Annotated in this window: 20 protein-coding genes and 3 tRNA genes; 18 read left to right on the top strand and 5 right to left on the bottom strand. The window is 67.9% G+C overall.

The features are described 5' to 3' along the window. Positions 1 to 64 precede the first annotated feature (64 nt). The 6 genes from AC5RVV_RS16515 to AC5RVV_RS16490 all read left to right on the top strand — a co-directional run bounded on the left by AC5RVV_RS16515 (position 65) and on the right by AC5RVV_RS16490 (position 5,938). A complete protein-coding gene (locus AC5RVV_RS16515) occupies positions 65 to 733 on the top strand; it encodes an HAD family hydrolase (RefSeq protein WP_494002478.1) in 669 nt (222 codons plus the stop codon). Positions 734 to 912: 179 nt separating this feature from the next. Next, positions 913 to 2,094, top strand: coding sequence for a tRNA dihydrouridine synthase DusB (gene dusB / locus AC5RVV_RS16510; protein WP_494002477.1), 1,182 nt, complete (start codon positions 913 to 915; stop codon positions 2,092 to 2,094). Beyond that, entirely contained in the window at positions 2,087 to 3,382 is a 1,296-nt protein-coding gene (locus tag AC5RVV_RS16505; protein ID WP_494002476.1) for a deoxyguanosinetriphosphate triphosphohydrolase, read from the top strand. The genes dusB and AC5RVV_RS16505 overlap by 8 nt, the downstream gene beginning before the upstream one ends. 109 nt (positions 3,383 to 3,491) lie before the next feature. Next, positions 3,492 to 5,591, top strand: coding sequence for a DNA primase (dnaG, locus tag AC5RVV_RS16500; RefSeq protein WP_494002475.1), 2,100 nt, complete (start codon positions 3,492 to 3,494; stop codon positions 5,589 to 5,591). Between the two features lie 80 nt (positions 5,592 to 5,671). Next, positions 5,672 to 5,744, top strand: a tRNA-Asn gene (locus AC5RVV_RS16495). 121 nt (positions 5,745 to 5,865) lie between these two features. Then, positions 5,866 to 5,938 (top strand) — tRNA-Asn (locus tag AC5RVV_RS16490). A gap of 50 nt (positions 5,939 to 5,988) precedes the next feature. On the opposite strand, the gene AC5RVV_RS16485 is transcribed toward AC5RVV_RS16490, so the two are convergent. Continuing rightward, positions 5,989 to 7,407: a GH1 family beta-glucosidase gene (locus AC5RVV_RS16485; protein ID WP_494002474.1), complete on the bottom strand. Its 1,419-nt coding sequence runs from the start codon at positions 7,405 to 7,407 to the stop codon at positions 5,989 to 5,991. A gap of 207 nt (positions 7,408 to 7,614) precedes the next feature. Between AC5RVV_RS16485 and AC5RVV_RS16480 the strand changes: the two genes are divergently transcribed. From AC5RVV_RS16480 to AC5RVV_RS16455, 6 genes are all read left to right on the top strand, one after another. Further along, on the top strand, positions 7,615 to 8,547 hold the full coding sequence (locus tag AC5RVV_RS16480; RefSeq protein ID WP_494002473.1) for a phage holin family protein: 933 nt from the start codon (positions 7,615 to 7,617) through the stop codon (positions 8,545 to 8,547). Positions 8,548 to 8,636: 89 nt separating this feature from the next. Then, the gene (locus tag AC5RVV_RS16475) at positions 8,637 to 9,266 is read left to right on the top strand and encodes a CDP-alcohol phosphatidyltransferase family protein (protein WP_494002472.1); all 630 of its coding nucleotides are present in this window, start codon (positions 8,637 to 8,639) and stop codon (positions 9,264 to 9,266) included. 42 nt (positions 9,267 to 9,308) lie between these two features. After that, positions 9,309 to 10,223 (top strand): DMT family transporter, encoded by a 915-nt coding sequence (locus tag AC5RVV_RS16470; protein ID WP_494002471.1) that lies wholly within the window; start codon positions 9,309 to 9,311, stop codon positions 10,221 to 10,223. A gap of 52 nt (positions 10,224 to 10,275) precedes the next feature. After that, positions 10,276 to 11,472, top strand: coding sequence for a glycosyltransferase (locus tag AC5RVV_RS16465; RefSeq protein WP_494002539.1), 1,197 nt, complete (start codon positions 10,276 to 10,278; stop codon positions 11,470 to 11,472). An 88-nt stretch (positions 11,473 to 11,560) separates the two neighbouring features. Next, positions 11,561 to 11,634: transfer RNA gene (locus tag AC5RVV_RS16460), tRNA-Ile, on the top strand. A gap of 235 nt (positions 11,635 to 11,869) precedes the next feature. Further along, positions 11,870 to 13,060, top strand: a complete 1,191-nt coding sequence (locus tag AC5RVV_RS16455) for an acyl-CoA dehydrogenase family protein (RefSeq protein ID WP_494002470.1) — start codon at positions 11,870 to 11,872, stop codon at positions 13,058 to 13,060. Here AC5RVV_RS16455 and AC5RVV_RS16450 read toward each other — a convergent pair. Next, on the bottom strand, positions 13,057 to 13,563 hold the full coding sequence (locus tag AC5RVV_RS16450; RefSeq protein ID WP_494002469.1) for a murein hydrolase activator EnvC family protein: 507 nt from the start codon (positions 13,561 to 13,563) through the stop codon (positions 13,057 to 13,059). The two genes, AC5RVV_RS16455 and AC5RVV_RS16450, sit on opposite strands and share 4 nt — an antisense overlap. Positions 13,564 to 13,937: 374 nt before the next feature. Here AC5RVV_RS16450 and rpsB point away from each other — a divergent pair, with 374 nt between their 5' ends. The 6 genes from rpsB (at position 13,938) to AC5RVV_RS16420 (ending at position 18,961) form a co-directional block, all read left to right on the top strand. Continuing rightward, the gene (gene rpsB / locus AC5RVV_RS16445; RefSeq protein WP_494002468.1) at positions 13,938 to 14,822 is read left to right on the top strand and encodes a 30S ribosomal protein S2; all 885 of its coding nucleotides are present in this window, start codon (positions 13,938 to 13,940) and stop codon (positions 14,820 to 14,822) included. Between the two features lie 118 nt (positions 14,823 to 14,940). Then, positions 14,941 to 15,780, top strand: coding sequence for a translation elongation factor Ts (gene tsf, locus AC5RVV_RS16440; RefSeq protein WP_494002467.1), 840 nt, complete (start codon positions 14,941 to 14,943; stop codon positions 15,778 to 15,780). 169 nt (positions 15,781 to 15,949) lie between these two features. Beyond that, positions 15,950 to 16,693 carry a UMP kinase gene (pyrH, locus tag AC5RVV_RS16435; RefSeq protein WP_493988119.1) on the top strand — a complete coding sequence of 248 codons (744 nt, stop codon included), beginning with the start codon at positions 15,950 to 15,952 and terminating at the stop codon, positions 16,691 to 16,693. A gap of 94 nt (positions 16,694 to 16,787) precedes the next feature. Continuing rightward, positions 16,788 to 17,345, top strand: a complete 558-nt coding sequence (gene frr, locus AC5RVV_RS16430) for a ribosome recycling factor (protein ID WP_494002466.1) — start codon at positions 16,788 to 16,790, stop codon at positions 17,343 to 17,345. A 23-nt stretch (positions 17,346 to 17,368) separates the two neighbouring features. Then, on the top strand, positions 17,369 to 18,271 hold the full coding sequence (locus AC5RVV_RS16425) for a phosphatidate cytidylyltransferase (RefSeq protein WP_494002465.1): 903 nt from the start codon (positions 17,369 to 17,371) through the stop codon (positions 18,269 to 18,271). Positions 18,272 to 18,370: 99 nt separating this feature from the next. Continuing rightward, on the top strand, positions 18,371 to 18,961 hold the full coding sequence (locus AC5RVV_RS16420) for a DivIVA domain-containing protein (protein ID WP_494002464.1): 591 nt from the start codon (positions 18,371 to 18,373) through the stop codon (positions 18,959 to 18,961). A gap of 16 nt (positions 18,962 to 18,977) precedes the next feature. Here the strand turns inward: AC5RVV_RS16420 and AC5RVV_RS16415 are convergent, their stop codons facing one another. The 3 genes from AC5RVV_RS16415 to AC5RVV_RS16405 are packed head-to-tail and all read right to left on the bottom strand — an operon-like array spanning position 18,978 to position 21,720. Next, positions 18,978 to 20,483: a sodium/solute symporter gene (locus tag AC5RVV_RS16415; protein WP_494002463.1), complete on the bottom strand. Its 1,506-nt coding sequence runs from the start codon at positions 20,481 to 20,483 to the stop codon at positions 18,978 to 18,980. After that, positions 20,480 to 21,001, bottom strand: coding sequence for a DUF485 domain-containing protein (locus AC5RVV_RS16410; RefSeq protein ID WP_494002462.1), 522 nt, complete (start codon positions 20,999 to 21,001; stop codon positions 20,480 to 20,482). Before AC5RVV_RS16410 ends, AC5RVV_RS16415 begins: the two co-directional genes overlap by 4 nt. Further along, positions 20,998 to 21,720: a LytR/AlgR family response regulator transcription factor gene (locus AC5RVV_RS16405; protein WP_494002461.1), complete on the bottom strand. Its 723-nt coding sequence runs from the start codon at positions 21,718 to 21,720 to the stop codon at positions 20,998 to 21,000. The genes AC5RVV_RS16410 and AC5RVV_RS16405 overlap by 4 nt, the downstream gene beginning before the upstream one ends. Positions 21,721 to 21,730: the final 10 nt, after the last annotated feature.

Below are 21,730 nucleotides of genomic sequence, written 5' to 3'. Positions count from 1 at the left end.
ACACATTGGTGCCGAGTCCGGGCCGGTGCCGAAAGAACCATCGCCGTCGTCGGGAGGAGTGCTTATGAAGGGCGTGCTGTTTGACGTGGACGGGACGCTGGTGGATTCGAACTACCTGCACGTGCTGGCCTGGTGGCAGGCCTTCCGGCAGGCGGGTCTCGACGTCCCGATGGCGGCCATCCACCGTTGCGTGGGAATGGGCGGCGGCAGGCTCATCGCACAGCTGCTCGACGAGGACCGCGACCAGTCCCGGGACGAGGACCTCAAGGCCGCCCACGGAACCGTCTTCTCCACCTTTTGGCCGGGTCTGCGCCGCTTCGACGGTGCCCGCGAGCTGGTGCGCCGGTCCGCCGAGGAGGGATTGGCCGTCGTGCTGGCCTCTTCCGCCGAGGGAACGGAGCTGGAAGTGCTGCGCCGCGTGATCGACGCCGACGGGTCCATCACCGCCGCCACCAGCTCCGCGGACGCGGAGAACAGCAAACCGGCACCGGACATCCTGCAGGCGGCCCTGGACGCGGCGGGCCTGCAGCCGGCAGACACCGTTTTCGTGGGCGATGCCGTGTGGGATGTCCAGGCGGCGGGAGACCTCGGGATTCCGTGCATCGGCCTCGAATGCGGCGGGACCCCCGCTGCGACACTGCTCCACGCCGGTGCGGCAGAGGTGTACCGGGACCCGCAGGACCTGCTCGAACACTTCGCGGACAGCGCCCTCGGCGGCCTGCTGCGCGCCTGACGGCCAACGAGCGCGGCAGGCGGCCTGCGCGCTCCACGGCCGGCGCGCGGCCCGGCTGTCCCGCGGACGCGCACGAACCCCGGCGGCGCGGAGGAACGGCGGCGCGGCGGACCGGGGCCGTTAGTCCACAGGCGCGGGTGCCGGCGGACGGATTTGCCCGGTTTTGAGAGAATGGTGGGGTGACACTTACCGCTGCCCCCGAATCGGCCGCCAGGCTCGAGCTTCCACCGCTCAATCTCGGCCCGATAACCGTCGACACCCCGGTGGTGCTGGCACCCATGGCCGGCATCACCAACAAGGCGTTCCGCCGGCTCTGCCGCCAGTACGGCGGCGGCCTGTATGTGGCGGAAATGGTCACGTCCCGCGCGCTGGTCGAACGCAACCGGGAGTCCATGCGGATCATCTCGCACGATGAGGACGAGGGCGTGAGGTCCGTCCAGCTCTACGGCGTGGATCCCAAAACCGTCGGCGCCGCCGTCCGCCTGCTGGTGGAGGAAGACCGCGCCGACCACATCGACCTGAACTTCGGCTGCCCGGTGCCGAAGGTCACCCGCCGCGGCGGCGGCTCGGCGCTGCCCTGGAAAACCGAACTGTTTACCGCGATCATCCAGGCCGCGACGCGCGAAGCGGCCAAGGGCGACGTCCCGCTGACCATCAAGATGCGCAAGGGGATCGACGACGAGCACCTGACCTTCATCGAGGCCGGCAAGATCGCCCGCGACGCCGGGGTGGCGGCCGTGGCGCTGCACGGCCGCACCGCCAGCCAGTTCTACTCGGGCAAGGCCGACTGGAACGCGATCGCGGAACTGCGGGAAGCCCTGCCGGATATCCCGGTGCTGGGCAACGGAGACATCTGGAGCGCCGAGGATGCGGTGCGGATGGTGCAACAAACGGGAGTGGACGGCGTCGTCGTCGGCCGCGGTTGCCAAGGCCGCCCGTGGCTGTTCGGCGACCTGCAGGCCGCCTTCGAAGGAACCGACAGGCGCTTCCGGCCCGGGTTAAAGGACGTCGCGGACAGCTTCTACCGGCATGCCGAGCTGCTGGTGGATTACTTCGAGGACGAGGGCAAGGCCCTGCGGGATATCCGCAAGCACGTGGCCTGGTACTTCAAGGGATACTCGGTGGGCGGCGAGCTGCGTGCCGCGCTGGCCCAGGTGCCCACCCTCGAGGTGCTGCGCGAACTGCTGGCCGAACTGGATGCCGACGCTCCCTATCCGGGGGCGGACGCCGAGGGCCCGCGCGGCCGTGCCGGTTCGCCCAAACGCACGGCGCTGCCCGACGGCTGGCTCTCCAGCCGGGAGCTGAACGCGGACCACAAGGCCATGATCGCCGCCGCTGAATTGGACGTCTCCGGTGGCTAAGGTACGCACCGGGCGCCCGGCCCCGCCCACGCCGGGCTACACGGAGTTCGACCAGGAACGCTGGTACACCGAGGAGCCGAAGAGCACCTACCGGACGCAGTTCGAACGCGACCGGGCCCGGGTTCTGCACTCGTCGGCACTGCGGCGGCTGGGCGCCAAGACCCAGGTGGTGTCCCCGGACACGGACGACTTTGTGCGGACCCGACTGACGCACAGCCTGGAAGTGGCCCAGGTCGGCCGCGAACTGGGACGCACCTTGGGCTGCGACCCCGACGTGGTGGACGCCGCCTGCCTGTCCCACGACCTGGGCCATCCCCCGTTCGGCCACAACGGGGAGACCGCGCTCAACGCCGCGGCCCACGCCATTGGCGGTTTCGAAGGCAACGCCCAGACCCTGCGGCTGCTGACCCGGCTGGAGCCCAAGATCCTGCGCCCGGACGGATCCCCGGCCGGGCTGAACCTGACCCGGGCCAGCCTGGACGCGGCCTGCAAATACCCGTGGTCCGCCGACGACGCGCCGGTCATCCACGGCAAGCGCACCAGCAAGTTCGGCGCCTACGAAGACGACCTTCCCGTGTTCAACTGGCTGCGCGAAGGCGCCGCGGAGCGCCGTTCCTGCCTGGAGGCCCAGGTGATGGACCTCGCCGACGACATCTCCTACTCCGTGCACGACGTCGAAGACGCCATCGTGGCCGGACGCATTCAGCTCAAGTGGCTGGACAGCGCCGACACCCGCAGCCGGGTCATCGGCTACACCCAGCAGTGGTACCTGCCCTCCAGCGATGCCCAGGAGGTGGACGAAGCACTGACCCGGCTGGAGCAATCCGGCGTATGGGTGCGCGAGGCCGACGGCAGCCGCAAGGCCATGGCGGCGCTGAAAGACATGACCAGCCAGCTGATCGGCCGCTTCTGCTCGAGCGCGATGGAAGCCACCCGCTCCATCTACGGCCCGCAGCAGCTGACCCGCTACGCAGCGGAGCTGGTGGTGCCGCAGGAAACCGCCATCGAGATCGCGGTGATGAAGGGCCTGGCCACCACGTTCGTGATGACCGCGGACCTGCGCCAGCCGGTCTACGAACACCAGCAGGAGATCCTGCACGACCTGGTCAGCGAGCTCCATGCCACGGGGGAGAAGCATCTGGAGGAGCCCTTTGCCTCGGATTGGCGGGATGCGGACGACGACGGCGGCCGCCTTCGCGTGGTCATCGACCAGATCGCCTCGCTCACCGATGTCTCCGCCCTGGCGCTGCACGAGCGCCTGATGGGGGCCCACCGCACCCTCCTGTGAGGTTGCGGGCCGCAAGCAGCTTCCCTCCACAGGCGGCTGCGCGCGGTGCCTGGGGCACAGGCCGCCGCGGTTCCGGCCCCGATTTGGCACGGCTGCATACCATGGGACTATGGCCGGACTCATTAAGCGTGAAGACATCGATGAAGTCCGCCAGCGTACCGACATCAAGGAAGTCATCGACGGCTACGTCACGCTGAAGTCGGCCGGCATCGGTTCATTCAAGGGCCTGTGCCCCTTCCACGACGAGCGGTCGCCGTCGTTCCACGTCCGTCCGCAGGTGGGCACCTACCATTGCTTCGGCTGCGGCGAGGGCGGCGACGTCATCTCCTTCGTGCAGAAGATGGATCACACCACGTTCAGCGAGACCGTGGAGAAACTCGCCCACCGCATCAATTACACGCTCCGGTACGAAGACGGCGGCACCGGCCCCCGCCGGGAAGACGTGGGCAAGCGGCAGCGGCTGCTGGACGCACACAAGGTTGCCGCGGAGTTCTTTCGGGAGCAGCTCCAGAGCCCGGGTGCCGCGGCGGCCCGGGAGTTCCTCTCCGGACGGGGCTTCGACCAGGCCGCCGCGGAGCAGTTCGCCGTGGGCTACGCCCCGCAGGGCTGGGACGGCCTGCTCAAGCACCTGACCGGCCGCGGCTTCACCCAGGACGAGTTGCGGATGACCGGCATGTTCTCCGGCGGATCGGACGGATCCGACGGCAGGAACAGCCGGATCTATGACCGTTTCCGTGGCCGACTCATCTGGCCCATCCGCGACCTGACGGGGGCGACGATAGGATTTGGTGCCCGCAAGCTCTTCGAGGATGACCAGGGGCCCAAATACCTCAATACGCCGGAGACGGCGCTCTACAAGAAGTCGCAGGTCCTGTACGGGATCGACCTGGCCAAACGGGACATCGCCCGCAACCGCCAACTGGTGGTCGTGGAGGGTTACACGGACGTGATGGCCTGCCACCTTTCGGGCATCGGGACGGCCGTGGCGACGTGCGGCACGTCCTTCGGCACCGACCACATCAAGATCGCCCGGCGCCTGCTCTCCGACGACGGGACCGGAGGGGAAGTGATCTTCACCTTCGACGGCGACGAGGCGGGCCAGAAGGCCGCGCTGCGGGCCTTCGAGGAAGACCAGCGCTTTGTCGCCCAGACCTACGTAGCCGTCGAGCCGAGCGGCGCAGATCCGTGCGACCTGCGGTTGAGCCACGGCGAGGGTGCGGTGCGCGAGTTGATCAGCTCCCGCCGTCCGCTGTTCGAGTTCGCGATCAAGGCCACCTTGAAGAAGTTCAACCTGGACACGGTCGAAGGAAGGGTCCAGGCCCTCCGTGCCGCGGCCCCGGTGGTGGCGGAGATCAGGGACCCCGCCATGCGTCCCGGCTACTCGCGCGAGCTCGCCGGCTGGCTGGGCATGGACATCGATGACGTCACCCGGGCGGTGGCTGGGGCCGCTAAACGGGGACAGGAAGCCGGGACCCGGGCGGCGGGCCGCGAGCGGGGCCAGCAGGACCGCGGGCAGGAATCGAACCGCGGCAACCAGCAGCCGCCCGGACCGTACCGGCGCGGCGGCGGCCAGCAGGGCCGGGACGCACGGAATCCGGGAAATCCTTCCCCCCGGCAACAGGACGGCCGGCCTGCCTACGGGCACGCCGCGCAGCACGGCTACGGCCGGGGCGCCGATGCCGGCGGAGAAACGGACTACGCCCGGGAATCCGGCCAGTACGCGGCACCCCCGGCCTTTCCGCGGCCGGACCTGCGCGATCCCGTGGTCCGCCTGGAACACCAGGCACTGGAAGTGGCTATCCAGCAGCCCGGCCTCCTCGATGCCAACCAGTGGGAACAGTTCATGCAGGCCCGCTTCCTGGCGCCCGTGCACGTGGCCATCCACGGCGCCGTCCGGGCTGCGGGTGTTTCCGGTGCCACACCCTCGCAGTGGGTGGAGACCATCCGCCAGGAGGTCCCGGAGGAGCTGCGCACCTTCGTCTCGGAACTTGCGGTGACGCCGCTGCCTGCACAAAACGACGACGCCCTGCGGCTGTATTGCCGGGGGATCCTGAACCGGCTGCAGGACCTGCAGATCACCCACCTGAAGGCCGACAAGCTGGGCCAGTTGCAACGGATGGATCCAGCGTCCGATCCCGAGAGCTTCCAGCAGATCAACCGTGAACTGATGGAACTGGAAATGCAGCGGCGGGCCCTCCGCGCGGAGTAGGCCGGGCCTTCAATTGGCAAGTTCCGGCCTGCATTGAGTATGCTGTTGGAGGCCAAACCGCCGGTGGCGGATGGCAGCCTTCCCCCGTAGCTCAATTGGCAGAGCATTCGACTGTTAATCGAAGGGTTACTGGTTCGAGTCCAGTCGGGGGAGCGGACAAACACTGGATCCCCGCCTTCTGCAGGAGGCGGGGATCCTGTGCGTTTGGGGGCCCTCGGCGCGAGGCCGATTTCGTCTCCGCGCCGCCGTCCTGCTAGAGTTTTACTCGCTTCAATCCCCCGTAGCTCAATTGGCAGAGCATTCGACTGTTAATCGAAGGGTTACTGGTTCGAGTCCAGTCGGGGGAGCTGCAAGGCAGAATCCCGCACCCCGCGCCGGCTGCGGGATTTTTCTTTGGCTAGGCCGAGGCGACCCGGTTGCCGGCCGCGACCTGCGCATACCAGCGGCCGCTGTCCTTGACGGTGCGCTCCAGGGTGGCGTAGTCCACCCGGGTCAGGCCGAAGCGTTTGCTGTAGCCCCAGGCCCACTCGAAGTTGTCCATCAGCGACCAGCCGAAGTAGCCGCGCAGGTCCACGCCGTCCTGGATGGCACGGTGGCACTGCAGGATGTGTGCGCGCAGGAACTCCAGCCGCTGCCGGTCATGCACGGCGCCGTCGGCCGAGACCTCGTCGTCGAAGGCCGCACCATTCTCGGTGACGAAGAGCGCCGTCCCGGCCGGCCCGCTGTACTCGTGCTGCAAACGGACGAGCAGCCGGTGCAGTCCTTCCGGCTGGATCTCCCAGCCCATCGCCGTCGTGGGCAGCCCGCGGGGAACAGAGCTGACATGGTCGGCCGCGGGGTAGGGCGGCGCCAGCGGACGCTCGACCGGGGCGGCATGCGTGTTTTCCGCGTCCGGGCGGGGGTGCCCGGTCACCGCTTCACCGTGGTAGTAGTTGACGCCCAGCGCCTGGATCCTGGTTCCGATCAGAGCCAGGTCGCCGTCCCGAATCCTGGCTTCCAGTCCGTACGGCCCCACGTCCACCAGAAAATCCGCCGGGTAGGAACCGCGGAAGACGGGGTCCAGAAAGGCGCGGTTGAACTGGCCGTCGATGCGGCGGGCGGCGTCCACATCGACGGGATCCTCCGGATTCAGGGGATCCGCCACCGTGAAGTTCAGGGTGAGGCCCAGCTCTGCGGCCGGATCGCGGCGGCGCAGCTCGTTGGAGGCCAGCCCGTGCGCCAGCAGCAGATGGTGCATGGCCGCCAAGGCCTGCGGCCTCGACTGGATGCCCGGCGCATGGACGCCCGAACCATAGCCGAGGAACGCCGAGCACCATGGCTCGTTGAGCGTGGTCCAGACGCGTACCCGGTCACCGAGCGCCTCATGGACCGCCAGGGCGTATTCCGCAAAGCGGTAGGCGGTGTCCCGGTTCGCCCAGCCGCCGTTCTCCTGCAGCGCCTGCGGCAAATCCCAGTGGTACAGCGTGAGCCAGGGCTTAATGCCCGCCGCGCACAGTTCGTCCACCAGGCGCGAATAGAAATCCAGGCCGGCCGGGTTCACGACCGCGTCGTCCGGTTTGACCCGCGGCCAGGACGTGGAAAACCGGTAGGCACCCAGGTTCAGGGCTGACATCAGCGCGACGTCCTCGCGGTAGCGGCGGTAGTGGTCGCAGGCCCGTTCGCCGGTCTCGCCGCCCACGGTGGCCCCCGGCAGCCGGCAGAAGACATCCCAGATGGAATCGGTGCGGCCGTCGTCCCGGGACGCACCTTCGATTTGGTAGGCGGCCGTCGCGGCGCCCCACAGGAACTGCTTCGGGAATTGCACGACCTTGCTCATCACTGGTCCCTTGCGGAAACGGGCGCGGACACGGGCTGCCTGCCAGCCTAGTTCGCAGGGCAGGTGAACGTAAGCGTTTACTCATATTTTTTGTTCCACAGCCCTCCAGTGAAACTACTCCCTACGGCTGAGGGGCCAGACTGGGGCAGAATGATAATTTGAAGGTGTGGACACTCGCGCACTACCGACAAGATGGAGGCAGAGCCCATGACCGGTCCGGAAAGCCACGGAAGCACCGCAACCGGTGAGAGGACGTCCGGGAGCACCGCAACCGGTGCGGCGACTCCCGGCAGCACCGTCACCGGGTTGCGGCCGCCCGGGAGCGCTGCAGCCCGTGTCGGGCAGCCAGGGAGCACCGCTGCCCGCGCCGGGCAGCCAGGCAGCTCCGCCGCCGGCGCCAGGTTGTCGACCGCGGGGCTGGCACGGCTCGCCGGCCAGCTGACCCCCCGCCAGCTTCAGGACGAGTTCTCGCTGGCCCTGCTCGAGCTCAAGGGCAAGGGCACCAAGGCAGGCATTGCCGCCGCGATCCTTGCGGTCGCGTTGGTGTTCCTGGTCCTGATGGCCATCTCCCTCTTGGTCGCCGCAATCATGGGACTGGCCCTCATCATGCCGGCCTGGCTGGCGGCGCTGCTCGTCGCAGCCGTGTTCCTGATCCTCGGCGGTATCCTGGCGCTCATTGGAATCTCGAGGGGCAAGAAGGCCATGCCGCTCCTTCCCGCCGAGGCCATCCGCGGCGTCAAGTACGACGTCGGCGTGTTGCGTGAGGGCAGCAGCTTCAATCCGGCGACACTGGACGAAAAGCCCCGGAAGGAGACCAAGGCGGAAAAGGCGGAGCGCAAGGAACCGCAGGAGCCGGCTCCGACGATGGACGAACTGCGTGCCCGTACCGCGGAACGCCGCGACCATTTGGCGGCAGTCAGGGACGATCTCGGCCGCCGCGTCGACCCCAAGCCCCGTGCGGAGCAGGCCAAGCGCCGGGCGAAGCATGCGGCAGATGCTGCCACGGAACGCCTGGTGGCAGGCGCCGAAGCCGTCAGCGAGGCCGGCCCGGAGCTGAGGGAGCGTTGGAAGCCACTGGCGACGCTGGCGGTTTCGCTGACCGCCATGGGCGTCATGCTCCGGCGGCTGCTGAAAAAATAACCATTACCACCGTCGCACGGCGGCACGGAAGCCGGCTGCAGCGCAGCCGGCTGCCCAGCGTGGAACGACGACTGAGGGGAGGGACGGCGTTGAGGATCATCGGTGCCGGGACGCGGCGCGACTTCGAGTACCGCGAGCTGCACACGTTCTGGACCATCCCGAACCTCATCACTGTCCTGCGTTTCCTTGCGGTGCCGCTATTTGTCTGGCTGATCGCCCGGCACTCGTATGGGGCAGCCACCATCACGCTGGTCGTGCTGGGATCCACGGACTGGGTGGACGGCTACCTCGCCCGCCGCCTCGACCAAATCTCCTCGGTCGGCAAGTGGCTGGACCCGGTGGCCGACCGGCTGGCCCTCATCATCGTGGCCACGACCTTTGTCGCGGCCGGCATCGCCCCGTGGTGGCTGCTGCTGTCCATCATCATCCCCGACGCGATCCTGCTCGTGTTCTCATTGCTCCTGTTCCATGGCAGCCCCGACCTTCCCGTGACACTCATCGGCAAGGTCCGGACGGCCCTGCTGCTGGCAGGCACTCCGCTGCTGCTGCTCCATCGGGTGGAGGGCTTCGGGCACGACTGGCTGCTGACCCTCGCCTACGCCATCCTCGCCGCGGGCTGTGCGGGGCACGTCCTTGCGTGGCTGGGCTACATGCGGGCGGCCTGGGGCAAGTACAAGCGCCGGCGCGAGGCCGGGCAGAACGATCCACTCCATGGTTGACCCGCGCTCCGGGCGGAAACGGACATTTTCTGACGGGACCCCATGGTCTGGTTAGCCATACTCTGTGCCCTGCTCGGTGCCTTCTTCCTCGCCCTCGGCACCCAGCGCCAAGCCAGTGCCGTCCAAGCCAATACGGGCGGCCTGGCGATGAGCGTCGCCGGTTTGCTGCGGATGCTCCGCAATCCCCGCTGGGTCCTGGGACTGCTGCTGTTGGCCGTCGGGATGGGATTGAACGTGTTTGCCTTGGTGAGCGCGCCGTTGACCGTCGTCCAGCCGATCGGCGCCATCGCGTTGGTGATCACCACGATCATCAATTCCAAGGACCAGGGGATCCGGCTGAACCGCGTGACGGTGGTGGCGATCTCAACGTGTGTGGCAGGAAGCGCCGTTTTCGTACTGCTGGCCGTCAACGTCACGGGCGCTAGCCATCGCGTGCGGGCCGAGGAGGAACTCTCAGCGGTCCTGCTGCTGGCCGTCGTCGTTGCCGTCTTCCTCTCGCTGGAACTGATGTTCCGGCACAGGCTGAATGCCTTCGCCTACATTCTGGGAGCCGGCATGTTGTTCGGTTTCGTTGCCGTGCTGGTGAGGATTATCGGCCTGCGGCTGCTGGAGCCGGGCGGCGGTTTCATAGCCAACGTACCGATCTACACGGTCATCGCGGTCGCCGCGGCCGGCGGCCTGGGGGCTTGGTTTGTCCAGAGTGCCTATGCCAGCGGCCCGCCCGATTTGGTCATCGCGGGGCTGACGGTGATCGATCCGCTGGTCGGCATCGCCATCGGCATTTTCATCCTCGGAGAGCTCAGGCCCGACGTCGAACCGGTGTTTGCGATTGGCATGGTGGGGGCAGGTTTGGTTGCTATTGTTGGGGTCATTGCCCTCTCGAGGCACCATCCGGACGTGTTGCAGAAACAGGAAGAAGCCCGGCGCCGGGCCCAAGCCTCGGGCAAGAAACCATAGGGCCGGCGCGATGACCAATACCGTGACCACGAAACAAGGAGTCCTGCCGCAGGTGAGCGACGACATCGGACCGAAACCCCTCAAGATCCTGATTGCAGCCGATACCTACCCGCCGGATGTCAACGGGGCGGCCGTCTTCGGGTACCGGTTGGCCACCGCGATGACCAAGCGCGGACACAGCGTCGACATCATCGCCGGGCGGTATGACAAGGGCCCGACCTTCGTGGAACACCGTGCGGAGGCGACGGTGCACCGGCTCCGCTCACACTCGGTGCCGACGCACGAGACGTGGCGCATCTGCTTTCCCTGGGAGATCAAACGCGACATCAAGCGGATCTTCGATGAGGTCCAGCCGGACGTCGTGCACATCCAGTGCCACTACATGATCGGACAGGCCACCATCGCCGAAGCAGTGCGACGGGGCATCCGCACCATCGCGACCAACCACTTCATGCCGGAGAACCTGGAGCCGTTCCTGCCGTTCCCGCAGTGGTTCCTGGACATCGTCGCGAAGAACTCCTGGCGCGACATGGGCAAGATCATGGGCAAGGCAGCCGTGGTGACGACGCCGACGCCGCTGGCCGCCAAGGCGATGCGGGACCACGCGTTCCTGCACAAGGTGATGCCGCTGTCCAACGGCATCGATGCCGCCGCCTATGAGCTGGCCCCCGGGGAAACGATTGAGAGGCCGGAGCACCCCACGGTGCTGTTTGTGGGCCGGCTGGCGGTGGAAAAGAACGTGGACACGCTGATCGAGGCGCTGGCCATGACGGACCCGGCGCTCAACGTCCACCTGGAGATCATCGGCGACGGCGACGAGCGAAAGAACCTCGAGGCGAGGGTTGCCGCGATGGGGCTTGGGCGCAGGATCGCGTTTCTGGGCCATGTGGACGACGCCGAACTGCGCCGGGCGTACCTGCGCGCGGCTGTGTTCTGCCAGCCCGGAACCGCCGAACTGCAGTCACTGGTGTCCCTGGAAGCGATGTCCGCCAGCAAGCCGGTGGTGCTGGCCAATGCGATGGCCCTGCCGCACCTCGTGGAGGACGGTGTCAACGGCTACCTGTTTGCCCCCCGCGATCCCTCCGACCTGGCGGCCAAGCTCAACGCCGTACTCGGCCAGAGTCCCGAGCGGATCGAGGCCATGGGCGAAGCCAGCCACGCGAAGGCGATGCGGCACGGCATCGACAAGACGATGGACACTTTCGAGCAGCTCTACCGCGGAGCCTCGGCGGACGACTTCCTCGACTAGGCCAACGTGCGCCCGCCGGTCGGGAGGACTTAGTATGTCTAAGGTGCCGGTAACGGTCCCCGCGCTGCGGGGCGCCGTCCGGCAGCGCGGGGCGGTAGCTCAGCCGGTCAGAGCAGAGGACTCATAATCCTTTGGTCGTGGGTTCAAGCCCCACCCGCCCTACGTCGAGAGAAGGCCCCGGACCAGAATGGTCCGGGGCCTTCGTCATGCCGCCCGCCGGACTCCCGCGGGACTCCAGGGATGCGGCTGCCCCGGCACCCCGGCCGAAGCTGCGGCCGCACGCGTTCGGCCGTTGCCCGATGACCGGTTCTGCGCTAAGTTACTGATCAGTAACTTGATCTTCTCCCCGGCGCCTCCTGCCCGGGGCCGCGACCTGTTCACAGAAAAGGAAGCCACTATGGGCCAGCGCGTCATCGATCCGAACGACCTTCCCTACGCCGATGGAGACTTCTACTCGTTCGAGGAGATGCTCTCGGAACCCGAACGCTCGCGGCTGCACGACATCCGCGACTGGCTGGCCAAGGAAGTCCGGCCGATTGCCGTCGACTGCTGGAACCGGGCTGAGTTCCCCCTGGAGATCATCCCGAAACTGGCGGACCTGGACGTGGTCAGCCCGGTCAGGCGGCAGGGATACTCCAACTTGTTCGCCGGCCTCGTCCACGCGGAGTTCACCCGCGCCGACACGTCCATCGCCACGTTCCTGGGCGTCCACGACGGCCTGTTCGCCGGATCGATCGAAGTCCTCGCGTCGAAGGAGCAGCAGGAGGCCTGGCTGCCGGACATTTACGCCCTCAAGAAGATCGGCGCTTTCGGACTGACGGAACCGCTCGGCGGCTCCGACGTCGCCGGCGGCACGCGCACCACGGCCCGGCGCGACGGGAACGGCTGGGTGCTGAACGGGGCCAAACGCTGGATTGGCAACGCGACCTTCTCGGACTGGGTCGTCATCTACGCGCGCGACCTGGCCGACAACCAGGTCAAGGGCTTCCTCGTGGACACGGCCACCCCCGGCTATGCCGCGACGAAGATCGAGAACAAGATCAGCCTGCGCACCGTGCAGAACGCGGACATCACCCTGGAAAACGTGGTGGTCCCCGATGATTTCCATCTCAAGGGCGCCAACAGCTTCCGCGACACCAACAAGGTGCTGAAGGTGACGCGGCTTGCCGTAGCCTGGCAGGCGGTGGGGCAGCAGATGGCTGCCTTCGATGTGGCACGGCGCTACGCCGTGGAGCGGCACCAGTTTGGGAAGCCGCTGGCATCGTTCCAGCTGGTGCAGGACCAGCTGGTGCAGATCCTCGGCAACACCGTCGCCTCAATGGGCATGATGGTCCGCCTGGCGCAGCTGGAAGACGCCGGCCAGGCCAAGGACGAGCAGTCCGCTTTGGCCAAGGCGTTCACCACTGCGCGGATGCGTGAAAGTGTGGCCCTGGGCCGCAACATCCTGGGCGGCAACGGCATCGTGGCCGACTACGAAATGGCCAAGATCTTCGCCGACGCCGAGGCCATCTACTCCTACGAGGGCACCCACGAAATCAACTCCCTGGTGGCAGGCCGGGCGATCACCGGCTTGGCGGCGTTCGTTTAGCCATCCGGCACCGGCAGCAATACCGAAGCCCGCAGGTCCATGACGAACTGCAGGGGGTTGACATAAACGTCGCCGCGACGGACGCCCCAATGCAGGCATGCGCAATGGCTGCTCGCGGCAACCGTTCCTACCGGATCGCCCGACGCAACGGTATCGCCGGCCTGCAGTTCGGACGCGACGGCCAGCAGACTGCTGCGCAGGCCGTTGCCGTGATCGATGGTGACCACCGGCCTGTCGACGACCCGGCCGGAGAAGCTGACCCGGCCGTCGGCGGGGGAGAGGACCGTCGCCCCGCCCGGAACCGCCAGATCGACGCCGCGGTGTCCGCCCAACCACGGCTTCGGCGGCGGGTCAAAGCCGCGCACGATGGCGGGTTGCGGGCTGGCGGGCCAGCCCCACGGCGGCGAATAATCGGATCGGCCTGCCGGCTCGGGTGACCCGGCCGCGGCCAGCAGCACAGCAGAGGCCGCGGCGGCGGCCAAGCGCAACACGGACGGCGTCATGCAACCGATCCTCGCCGCTGCCCGTGGTCCGTGCCGCGGCGGCGCCGGACGGTGTGCGCAACCCCTTGGCCCGGCCGGCTGTGGAGGGCGGGAACGCGCAGGAACAGGGTGCCGCCTGTAGTACACTGGACGAAGCAGTTTTCCGTCCATGACCCATGTCCGGACGGAGGCTGACTACGCGTGTCTGAAATCCATCGGCTTGATCTCAGCGATGGAAGTGTGCCCAGGCGGTCCGGGAAACCGGTCCGGGCACATGCGCCGCCGAGCGGCGGCGCCGACAGACGCCAGGAGCTTAGCCCGCCGGGCGACAAGCTAACAACCGTCTACAGGCAGCAGCCGAGGCCCAGCCCGGTGCTGCCGGAAGGAGTGACGACATGCCAGTCGTTACCATGCGCCAGCTGCTCGACAGCGGCGTACATTTCGGTCACCAGACCCGCCGTTGGAACCCGAAGATGAAGCGCTTCATCTTCACCGAGCGCAACGGCATTTACATCATCGACCTGCAGCAGTCGCTGTCCTACATCGACCGCGCCTACGAGTTCGTCAAGGCCACGGTCGCCCACGGCGGCACCGTCCTGTTCGTCGGCACCAAGAAGCAGGCCCAGGAAGCAATCGCCGAGCAGGCCACCCGTGTCGGCCAGCCGTATGTCAACCAGCGCTGGCTCGGCGGCATGATGACCAACTTCCAGACCGTCTCCAAGCGCATCTCGCGCCTGAAGGAACTCGAAGAAATCAACTTCGACGACGTCGCCGCTTCCGGCCGCACCAAGAAGGAACTGCTGCTGCTGCAGCGCGAGAAGACCAAGCTGGAAACCACGCTGGGCGGCATCCGAAACCTCACCAAGACTCCTTCGGTCATGTGGGTTGTCGACACCAAGAAGGAACACCTCGCCATCGACGAGGCCCAGAAGCTCGGCATCCCCGTGGTGGCCATCCTGGACACCAACTGCGATCCGGACGAAGTCGACTTCCCGATCCCGGGCAACGACGACGCCATCCGCTCCGTCAACCTGCTGACCCGCGTGATCGCCGACGCCGTTGCCGAGGGCCTCATCGCCCGCAACAACCGCGCCGCAGGCAACACCGAAGCGCCGGCCGAGCCGATGGCCGAGTGGGAGCGCGAACTGCTCGAGGGCTCGACAGAGGCCCCCGCCGCCGAAGCTCCGGCCGCCGAAGCTGCCGCTGAGGCCCCTGCCGCTGAGGCCCCCGCCGCCGAGGCCCCGGCTGCCGAAGCACCCGCCGCGGACACCGAGAAGTAAATCCGACTCACCGGGGGCGCCTTGCGCGCCGCCGGACTTCCGCTGGCGGCGCGGCCTGTGCTCAGGCCGGCCGCCAGCGGCACCGAACACTACTTAATACGGGAGGACTGGAGTCCAAATGGCGAACTACACCGCTGCTGATATCAAGGCCCTGCGCGAGCGCACCGGCGCCGGCATGATGGATGTCAAGAAGGCCCTGGACGAGGCCAATGGGGATGCCGAGAAGGCCATTGAGCTGATTCGGATCAAGGGACTGAAGGGCGCCACCAAGCGCGAAGGCCGCTCCACCGCCGAAGGCCTGGTGGCCGCCAAGGTCATCGACGGAACCGTCGGCGTCATGATCGAGGTCAACTGCGAGACCGACTTCGTCGCCAAGTCCGCCAAGTTCATCGAACTCGCCGACAAGGTACTGGCCACGGCGGTTGAGTCCGGCGCCGCCGAGCTCGACGCCCTGCTGGCCGCCGACGTCGACGGCAAGCCTCTGGGTGACTTCGTCGTCGAGGAAGGCGCCGTGCTGGGCGAGAAAGTTGTCGTCCGCCGGGTCGCCCGCGTCGAAGGCAAGACCGTCGATGCCTACCTGCACAAGACGTCCAAGGACCTGCCGGCACAGGTCGGCGTCCTCTTCGCCGTCGACGGCGAAGGCGACTCGGCCTTCGAGGCAGCCCACGACATCGCCGTGCACAGCGCGGCCTACGCCCCGGCCTACCTGACCCGCGAAGAGGTCCCGGCCGAGACCGTGGAGAACGAGCGCCGCATCGCCGACGAGACCGCCCGCGCCGAGGGCAAGCCCGAGGCAGCACTCGCCAAGATCGTCGAGGGCCGGCTGAACGGTTTCTTCAAGGAGATCGTGCTGCTGGACCAGCCGTTTGCCAAGGACCCGAAGCAGTCCGTCGGCAAGGTGCTGGAGGCGGCCGGTGTCAACGCCACCGCCATTGCCCGCTTCCGCGTCGGAGCGTAACCTCGGTCGCAACGTTTAGGCGAACTGGCTGATTCAGATGACAAGGGGGTGGTCACCATCGGGTGACCACTCCTTTTTCATGTCCGGATCGGCCGCGCGGCTTCAACCGTCGGGCAGCCGCGGCCAGTCACACCCTCTTTCCCCAGAACCACGCACGCCGGGAGGCACCATGGAATCCCAGAACACCCAGACCACCGCTGATACCGGGGCCAAACGCCGCCGCGTCCTGCTGAAGCTTTCGGGCGAAGTCTTCGGCGGGGGGAAGCTGGGCGTGGACCCGGACACCGTCCGGGGCGTCGCCAAGCAGATCGCCGCCACGGTCGGCCAAGTCGAAGTGGCCATCGTCGTGGGCGGCGGCAACTTCTTCCGCGGCGCCGAACTGTCGACGTCGGGCATGGACCGCTCGCGAGCCGATTACATGGGCATGCTCGGCACCGTCATGAACTGCCTCGCCCTCCAGGACTTCCTCGAGCAGGCCGGGGTGGACACCCGCGTGCAAAGCGCGATCACCATGGGGCAGATAGCCGAGGCCTACATCCCGAGGCGGGCCATCCGGCACATGGAGAAGGGCCGCGTGGTCATCTTCGGCGCGGGCGCCGGCCTGCCCTATTTCTCCACCGACACCGTGGCCGCCCAGCGCGCCCTCGAGGTGCACGCCGACGTCGTGCTCATGGCGAAGAACGGCGTGGACGGCGTCTACACGGCCGACCCGAAGAAAGACCCGGCCGCGGAGAAGCTCGACACCCTGACCTATGACGAAGCCATGCGCCGGAATATCCGGGTGATGGACCAGACCGCCTTCAGCCTGTGCCGCGACAACAAGCTGTCCATGGTGGTCTTCGGGATGGAGGGCGAAGGCAACGTGACCCGTGCGATTCTGGGCGAACAGATCGGCACCTACGTCACCGCCTGACTGGCGCCGGGCCGTCCGCCGGATAGCCTAGGATGGAAAGCAGAGCCAGGACCGCGGGCATCGCGGAGTGAATGAAGGACGTGAAGGAGAGACCGTGATAGACGAGACGCTGCGCGAAGCTGCCGAGAAGATGGACAAGGCAGTCGAAGTGGCCAAGGAAGACTTCGCCACCATCCGCACCGGCCGCGCCAATCCGGCACTGTTCTCCAAGGTCACGGTCGACTACTACGGCACGCCGACCCCGCTGCAGCAGTTGGCGTCCTTCCAGAACCCCGAACCGCGCACCCTGCTGATCACGCCGTACGACAAGTCGGCGCTGAACGACATCGAGAAGGCCCTGCGCGATTCGGATGTGGGCGCCAACCCGGCCAACGACGGCGTGGTGATCCGCGTGGTCCTGCCGGAACTGACCATGGAACGCCGCAAGGAGTACGTCAAGGTGGTGCGGGGCAAGGCCGAAGACGCGAAGGTTTCGATCCGTAACATCCGCCGCAAGGCGATGGACACCATCGGCAAGCTGGTCAAGGACGGCGAGGCCGGCGAGGACGAAGGCAGCAGGGCCGAAAAGGAACTGGACGCCAAAACCAAGTCGCACACCGACAACGTGGACGAGCTCCTCAAGCGCAAGGAAGCCGAGCTGCTCGAGGTCTGATGAGTACGGACCAGCCTCAACCCATGGCTGGCGATACGCCGGCTCCGGCGGCTGGTCCGGGACAGCGGCCGGCAGAACCCGGACGGCGGGCGCTGCGTGCCGCCGCCAAGCCCTCCCGTGCCGGGCGCAACCTGCCGGCAGCCATCGTCGTCGGACTCTCGCTGCTCATTGTTGTCCTGGTGGGTCTTTTCCTCCTGCCCGATGCCTTCGTGGTGCTGGTGGCCGGTTTCGCGGCCGTGGGCGTGTGGGAGGTTTCCCGGGCCCTGACGGTCAAGAACATCAAGGTGCCGCTGCCGCCGCTGTTCGCGGGGGCCCTCGCGATGCCCGTGGCCGCCTATTACGGCGGGCCGGAGGGGTTGGCCTTCGCCCTGGTGGCCTCCTGCGTGGCACTGATGGTCTGGAAGTGCCTGGACAGTACCGACGGCGCGGTCAGCAGTGTGCTCAGCGGCACCTTCATCCTCTGCTGGGTTCCCTTTTTCATCAGCTTCTCGCTGCTGTTGCTGCTGGAGGAGTCCGGCGCCCTAAAGGTGGCCACCATGCTGCTGCTGGTGGTCTCCAACGACACCTTCGGGTACCTGATCGGGGTGCTCTTCGGGAAGCACCCGATGGCACCGAAGATCAGCCCCAAGAAGTCGTGGGAAGGGTTTGCCGGTTCGGTCGGCGGAGCCGTCCTGGTCGGCGTCCTGTGCTCGGTGCTGGTGCTGGACCTTCAGTGGTGGTTCGGGCTGGTCCTGGCCGTGGCCACCGTGGCCGCCTCCACCGTGGGCGACCTGGCCGAGTCGATGGTGAAGAGGGAACTTGGCATCAAGGACATGAGCAACTTCCTGCCGGGCCACGGCGGGGTGATGGACCGGCTGGATTCCATCGTGTTTGCCGCCCCGGTGGCCTTCGTGCTCGCCTCGTTGCTGGCCCCGGGGGCCGTGTAGGCGCGCGGCCGCGGATACCCGGGGCCACGCGGCGGCCCGCATAGACTGGGCACCGTAGACAAGCGGAACGTATTGACGGAACAGGAACCACAGGACACCATGGCGCGACGAACCATTGATGCCGGCAAGGGCAGTGCCCCGTTCGACCACGTGGACCGGCGGAACTTCGGCTACAACGCACGCCAGGTGGACGACTTCCTCAGCCGGGCGCGGGAGTACTACAACAACCCCGAGCCCGACGACGCTCCCATCACCAGCCGCGATGTCCGGGCCATGACGTTCGATCCGGCCAAGGGCGGCTACGACCCGCGGGCCGTCGACGCCGCGCTGGACCGGCTGGAGGACGTCTTCGCCCAGCGGGAGCGCGACGCGCTGATCAGTAGGGACGGCGAACAGGCCTGGCTGACGCAGATCGGCCGCGTGTCGGCGATGCTGCGCGCCCGCCTGCACCGCGCCCCGGGCGAACGCTTCCGCCGGCCGACGAAGCGGAACGCCGTCAGCTACAACGTGGAGGACGTCGACGCGCTGTGCGTGGAACTGCTGGGCTATTTCGAGCACGACCAGCCGATGAGCGTGGACGTGGTCCGCAGGGCCGTGTTCCGCGAGGCCAAGGGCAAAGACGGCTACGAGGAAAACCAGGTGGACGCGTTCCTGGACCGCGTCGTCGAGTTAATGGCCGCGATCGACTGACGGGGCCCGACCTCGTTCAGTCTCCGGGACGGGACCAACCGGCCGGCTCCGGACTGTCCGCCCGCTCCGGGGTGTGCAGCCGTGCCATGACCCGGGCGGTGGTGGCCGGCCTGCGCGAAGCCGTCGCCCGGGAAACGGCCACCGTCACCAGGAACGCCGCCGGAACAGTCCAGGCCGCCGGCTGTCCCAACGGCTCGGCCCAGGCGCCCAGTTTCGGTCCCGCCACGGCAGCCGCCAGCAGCGAACCGCCGCAGAGCACCGCCCCCGACACCATGCCGGCAATGGCGCCGGCATCGGTGAGACCCCGCCACCAGATGCCCAGCAGCAAGAGCGGGCAGATGGTCGAGGCGGTAAACGCGAAGACCGTGCCCACGCTACCGGCCAGGGCCAGCGATTCGGTGCCCAGGGCGATGCCCAGCGGCACGATGGCCGACAGCACGGCGGCCAGCCGGAAGCCCCTGACGCTGCCGCGGAACAGGTCCTGGCTGACCACCCCGGCCAGGGAAACCACCAGCCCGGAGGTAGTGGAAAGGAACGCGGCGAACGCGCCCGCCACCACGCAGGCGCTCAAGAGATCGCCGGCCAGGCCGTCCACAATGCGCCCCGGCAGCAGCAGCACCGTGGCGTCGGACTGGGTGCCGCCGGCCAGCCGCGGGGTGTGCAGCCTGCCGAGCACGCCGTAGATGGTGGGGAAGAGGTAGAACAGCGCCAGCAGCCCCAGCACCAGTTGCGTGGTGCGGCGGGCGGCGGCACCGTCGGGATTGGTGTAGAAACGCACCAGCACGTGCGGCAGCCCCAGCGTCCCGAAAAGCAGGGCGATGATCAGCGAGATATTCCGGTACAGGGATGCATCGCCGACGACATCCAGCGACGGGTCGAACGCCGCGCCGCCGCCGGTGGCCGACTGGCCCGAACCGGTGAGGACCAGCAGGATGAACACCACCGGGACGGCCAGGGCCGTGAGTTTCAGCCAATACTGGAAGGCCTGCACGAAGGTGATGGAGCGCATGCCGCCGGTGACCACGGACAGCACCACCACGACGACGACGGCGAGGGCGCCTGCCCAGCCCGGCAAGCCCGTGGCGATGCGCACGGTCAGGGCGGCCCCGTGAAGTTGCGGCACGATGTAAAGCCAGCCGACCGCTATCACCAACAGGCTGGTGACGCGTCGCGCGGCAGTGGAATCGAGCCGGGCCGCGGCGAAGTCGGGAATCGTGTACGCGCCGGAGCGGCGCAGCGGGGCAGCCACGAACAGCAGAAGCATCAGATAGCCGGCGGTGTATCCGACGGGGAACCAGAGCGCGTCGATGCCCGAGACCAGGATCAGCCCTGCCACGCCCAAAAAGCTTGCGGCCGAGAGGTATTCGCCGCCGATGGCCGACGCGTTCCACCACGGCTTGACCGTCCGCGAGGCGACGTAGAAATCACCGGTGGTGCGGGAAATCCGCAGCCCGTAGATGCCGATCAGCACGGTGGCGGCGCAGACGGCGGCTACCGCCGCCAGCCCGGCGGCCGCGTTCACTGCCTCGTCCCCGGGCCAACCCGGTCGGCCGTCAACTCGCGGAAGCGGCGCTCGTTGCGGGCGGCCGCCCGGTTGTAGAGCGCGGCACAGGCCAGGATGATCGGGTAGATCCCGATGCCCAGCAGCAGCCAGGGGAGCGGGACCGTGAACACGGTCAACGTGCCCGTGAGCGGTACCAGCGCGATCAGCACGGCCATGCCCAGCAGGATCAGCCCGAAACCGGCCGCCACCACCACGGCCAGGCGCAATTGGGAACGGACCAGGGACCGCACGAAGAGCTCGCCGACTTCCGACTGCTCGGCCACCTCGCGGGAGAAGGTGTAGCCGCCCGCCGGCCGGGGCGCGGCCGAACGCGGCGCGGTGACGCGGACCCGCTGCCGGAAACCGGCCGCCGGAACCTGTGCATCGCCGTCGGGCAGCGGGGCGCCGCCGTCGTTCACCGGTATGCCGCCGTGGTGCAGCGGGATGCCGCCGTCGTCACCTGGGGGAACCTCGCCGCGGCCGGGACCGCTGCTCATCCGCGCGGCCTCACCCGCGTGGCCTCCAGCCGGTCGCGGACGGCGGGCAGGTGACGCCGGCTGACGGGCAGTTCGGCACCGCCGACCAGGAGGCTGGCCCTGCCGGCGCTGGTCCGCATCTGCTGGATCCGGTCCATCGCCACAAGGTAGGAGCGGTGGATCCGGAGGTAGCCGGCGTCCGCCCACTGGCGCTCCAGGTCGTTGAGCGGCACCCGGATCAGGTAGCTGGCGTCGGCCGTGTGCAGCCGGGCGTAATCGCCCTGGGCCTGCACGTACTGGATCTCGTCCCGCCGGATCATCTTGGTGATGCCGCCCTGGTCAACGGTGACGACTTCCGGCTTGGCCGCGCCGCCGTCTTCCATCAGTTCGCAGATCCGGCGCACGGACTCCGCCAGCCGGTCTGCCCGCACCGGCTTGAGCAGGTAGTCCACGGCGGCCAGCTCGAAGGCCTGCAGCGCCTTGTCCTCATCGGCGGTCACGAAGACGACGGCGGGCGGGCGGCTGAAGCGGGAAATGACCTTGGCGATGTCCAGCCCGGTCAGGGCCGGCATATGGATGTCCAGGAAGAGCGCGTCCACGTCGTGGCGCTCCAGGGCACGCAGCGCTTCGGCGCCGCTGGTGGCCTTGTGGACCTCCCCGATCCGGGAATCCCGGGCGAGCAGGTACGCCAGGGCCTCGACGGCGGGGGCTTCGTCATCGGCGACAACCACATTGACCATGGCCCACAGT

The sequence above is a fragment of the Arthrobacter sp. MDT2-34-1 genome, from assembly GCF_059091365.1.
The sequence above is the reverse complement of the archived record's forward strand: the minus strand, read 5'-3'. Positions and strand labels throughout refer to the sequence as shown.

Coding starts and splice junctions, on each gene's coding strand:
- tsf (WP_494002467.1), top strand. CDS start 14,941: ATGGCGAACTACACCGCTGCTGATATCAAGGCCCTGCGCGAGCGCACC.
- AC5RVV_RS16470 (WP_494002471.1), top strand. CDS start 9,309: ATGGTCTGGTTAGCCATACTCTGTGCCCTGCTCGGTGCCTTCTTCCTC.
- AC5RVV_RS16410 (WP_494002462.1), bottom strand. CDS start 21,001: ATGAGCAGCGGTCCCGGCCGCGGCGAGGTTCCCCCAGGTGACGACGGC.
- dnaG (WP_494002475.1), top strand. CDS start 3,492: ATGGCCGGACTCATTAAGCGTGAAGACATCGATGAAGTCCGCCAGCGT.
- AC5RVV_RS16485 (WP_494002474.1), bottom strand. CDS start 7,407: ATGAGCAAGGTCGTGCAATTCCCGAAGCAGTTCCTGTGGGGCGCCGCG.
- AC5RVV_RS16480 (WP_494002473.1), top strand. CDS start 7,615: ATGACCGGTCCGGAAAGCCACGGAAGCACCGCAACCGGTGAGAGGACG.
- AC5RVV_RS16450 (WP_494002469.1), bottom strand. CDS start 13,563: ATGACGCCGTCCGTGTTGCGCTTGGCCGCCGCCGCGGCCTCTGCTGTG.
- AC5RVV_RS16405 (WP_494002461.1), bottom strand. CDS start 21,720: ATGGTCAATGTGGTTGTCGCCGATGACGAAGCCCCCGCCGTCGAGGCC.
- AC5RVV_RS16425 (WP_494002465.1), top strand. CDS start 17,369: ATGGCTGGCGATACGCCGGCTCCGGCGGCTGGTCCGGGACAGCGGCCG.
- AC5RVV_RS16515 (WP_494002478.1), top strand. CDS start 65: ATGAAGGGCGTGCTGTTTGACGTGGACGGGACGCTGGTGGATTCGAAC.
- AC5RVV_RS16455 (WP_494002470.1), top strand. CDS start 11,870: ATGGGCCAGCGCGTCATCGATCCGAACGACCTTCCCTACGCCGATGGA.
- pyrH (WP_493988119.1), top strand. CDS start 15,950: ATGGAATCCCAGAACACCCAGACCACCGCTGATACCGGGGCCAAACGC.
- AC5RVV_RS16420 (WP_494002464.1), top strand. CDS start 18,371: ATGGCGCGACGAACCATTGATGCCGGCAAGGGCAGTGCCCCGTTCGAC.
- rpsB (WP_494002468.1), top strand. CDS start 13,938: ATGCCAGTCGTTACCATGCGCCAGCTGCTCGACAGCGGCGTACATTTC.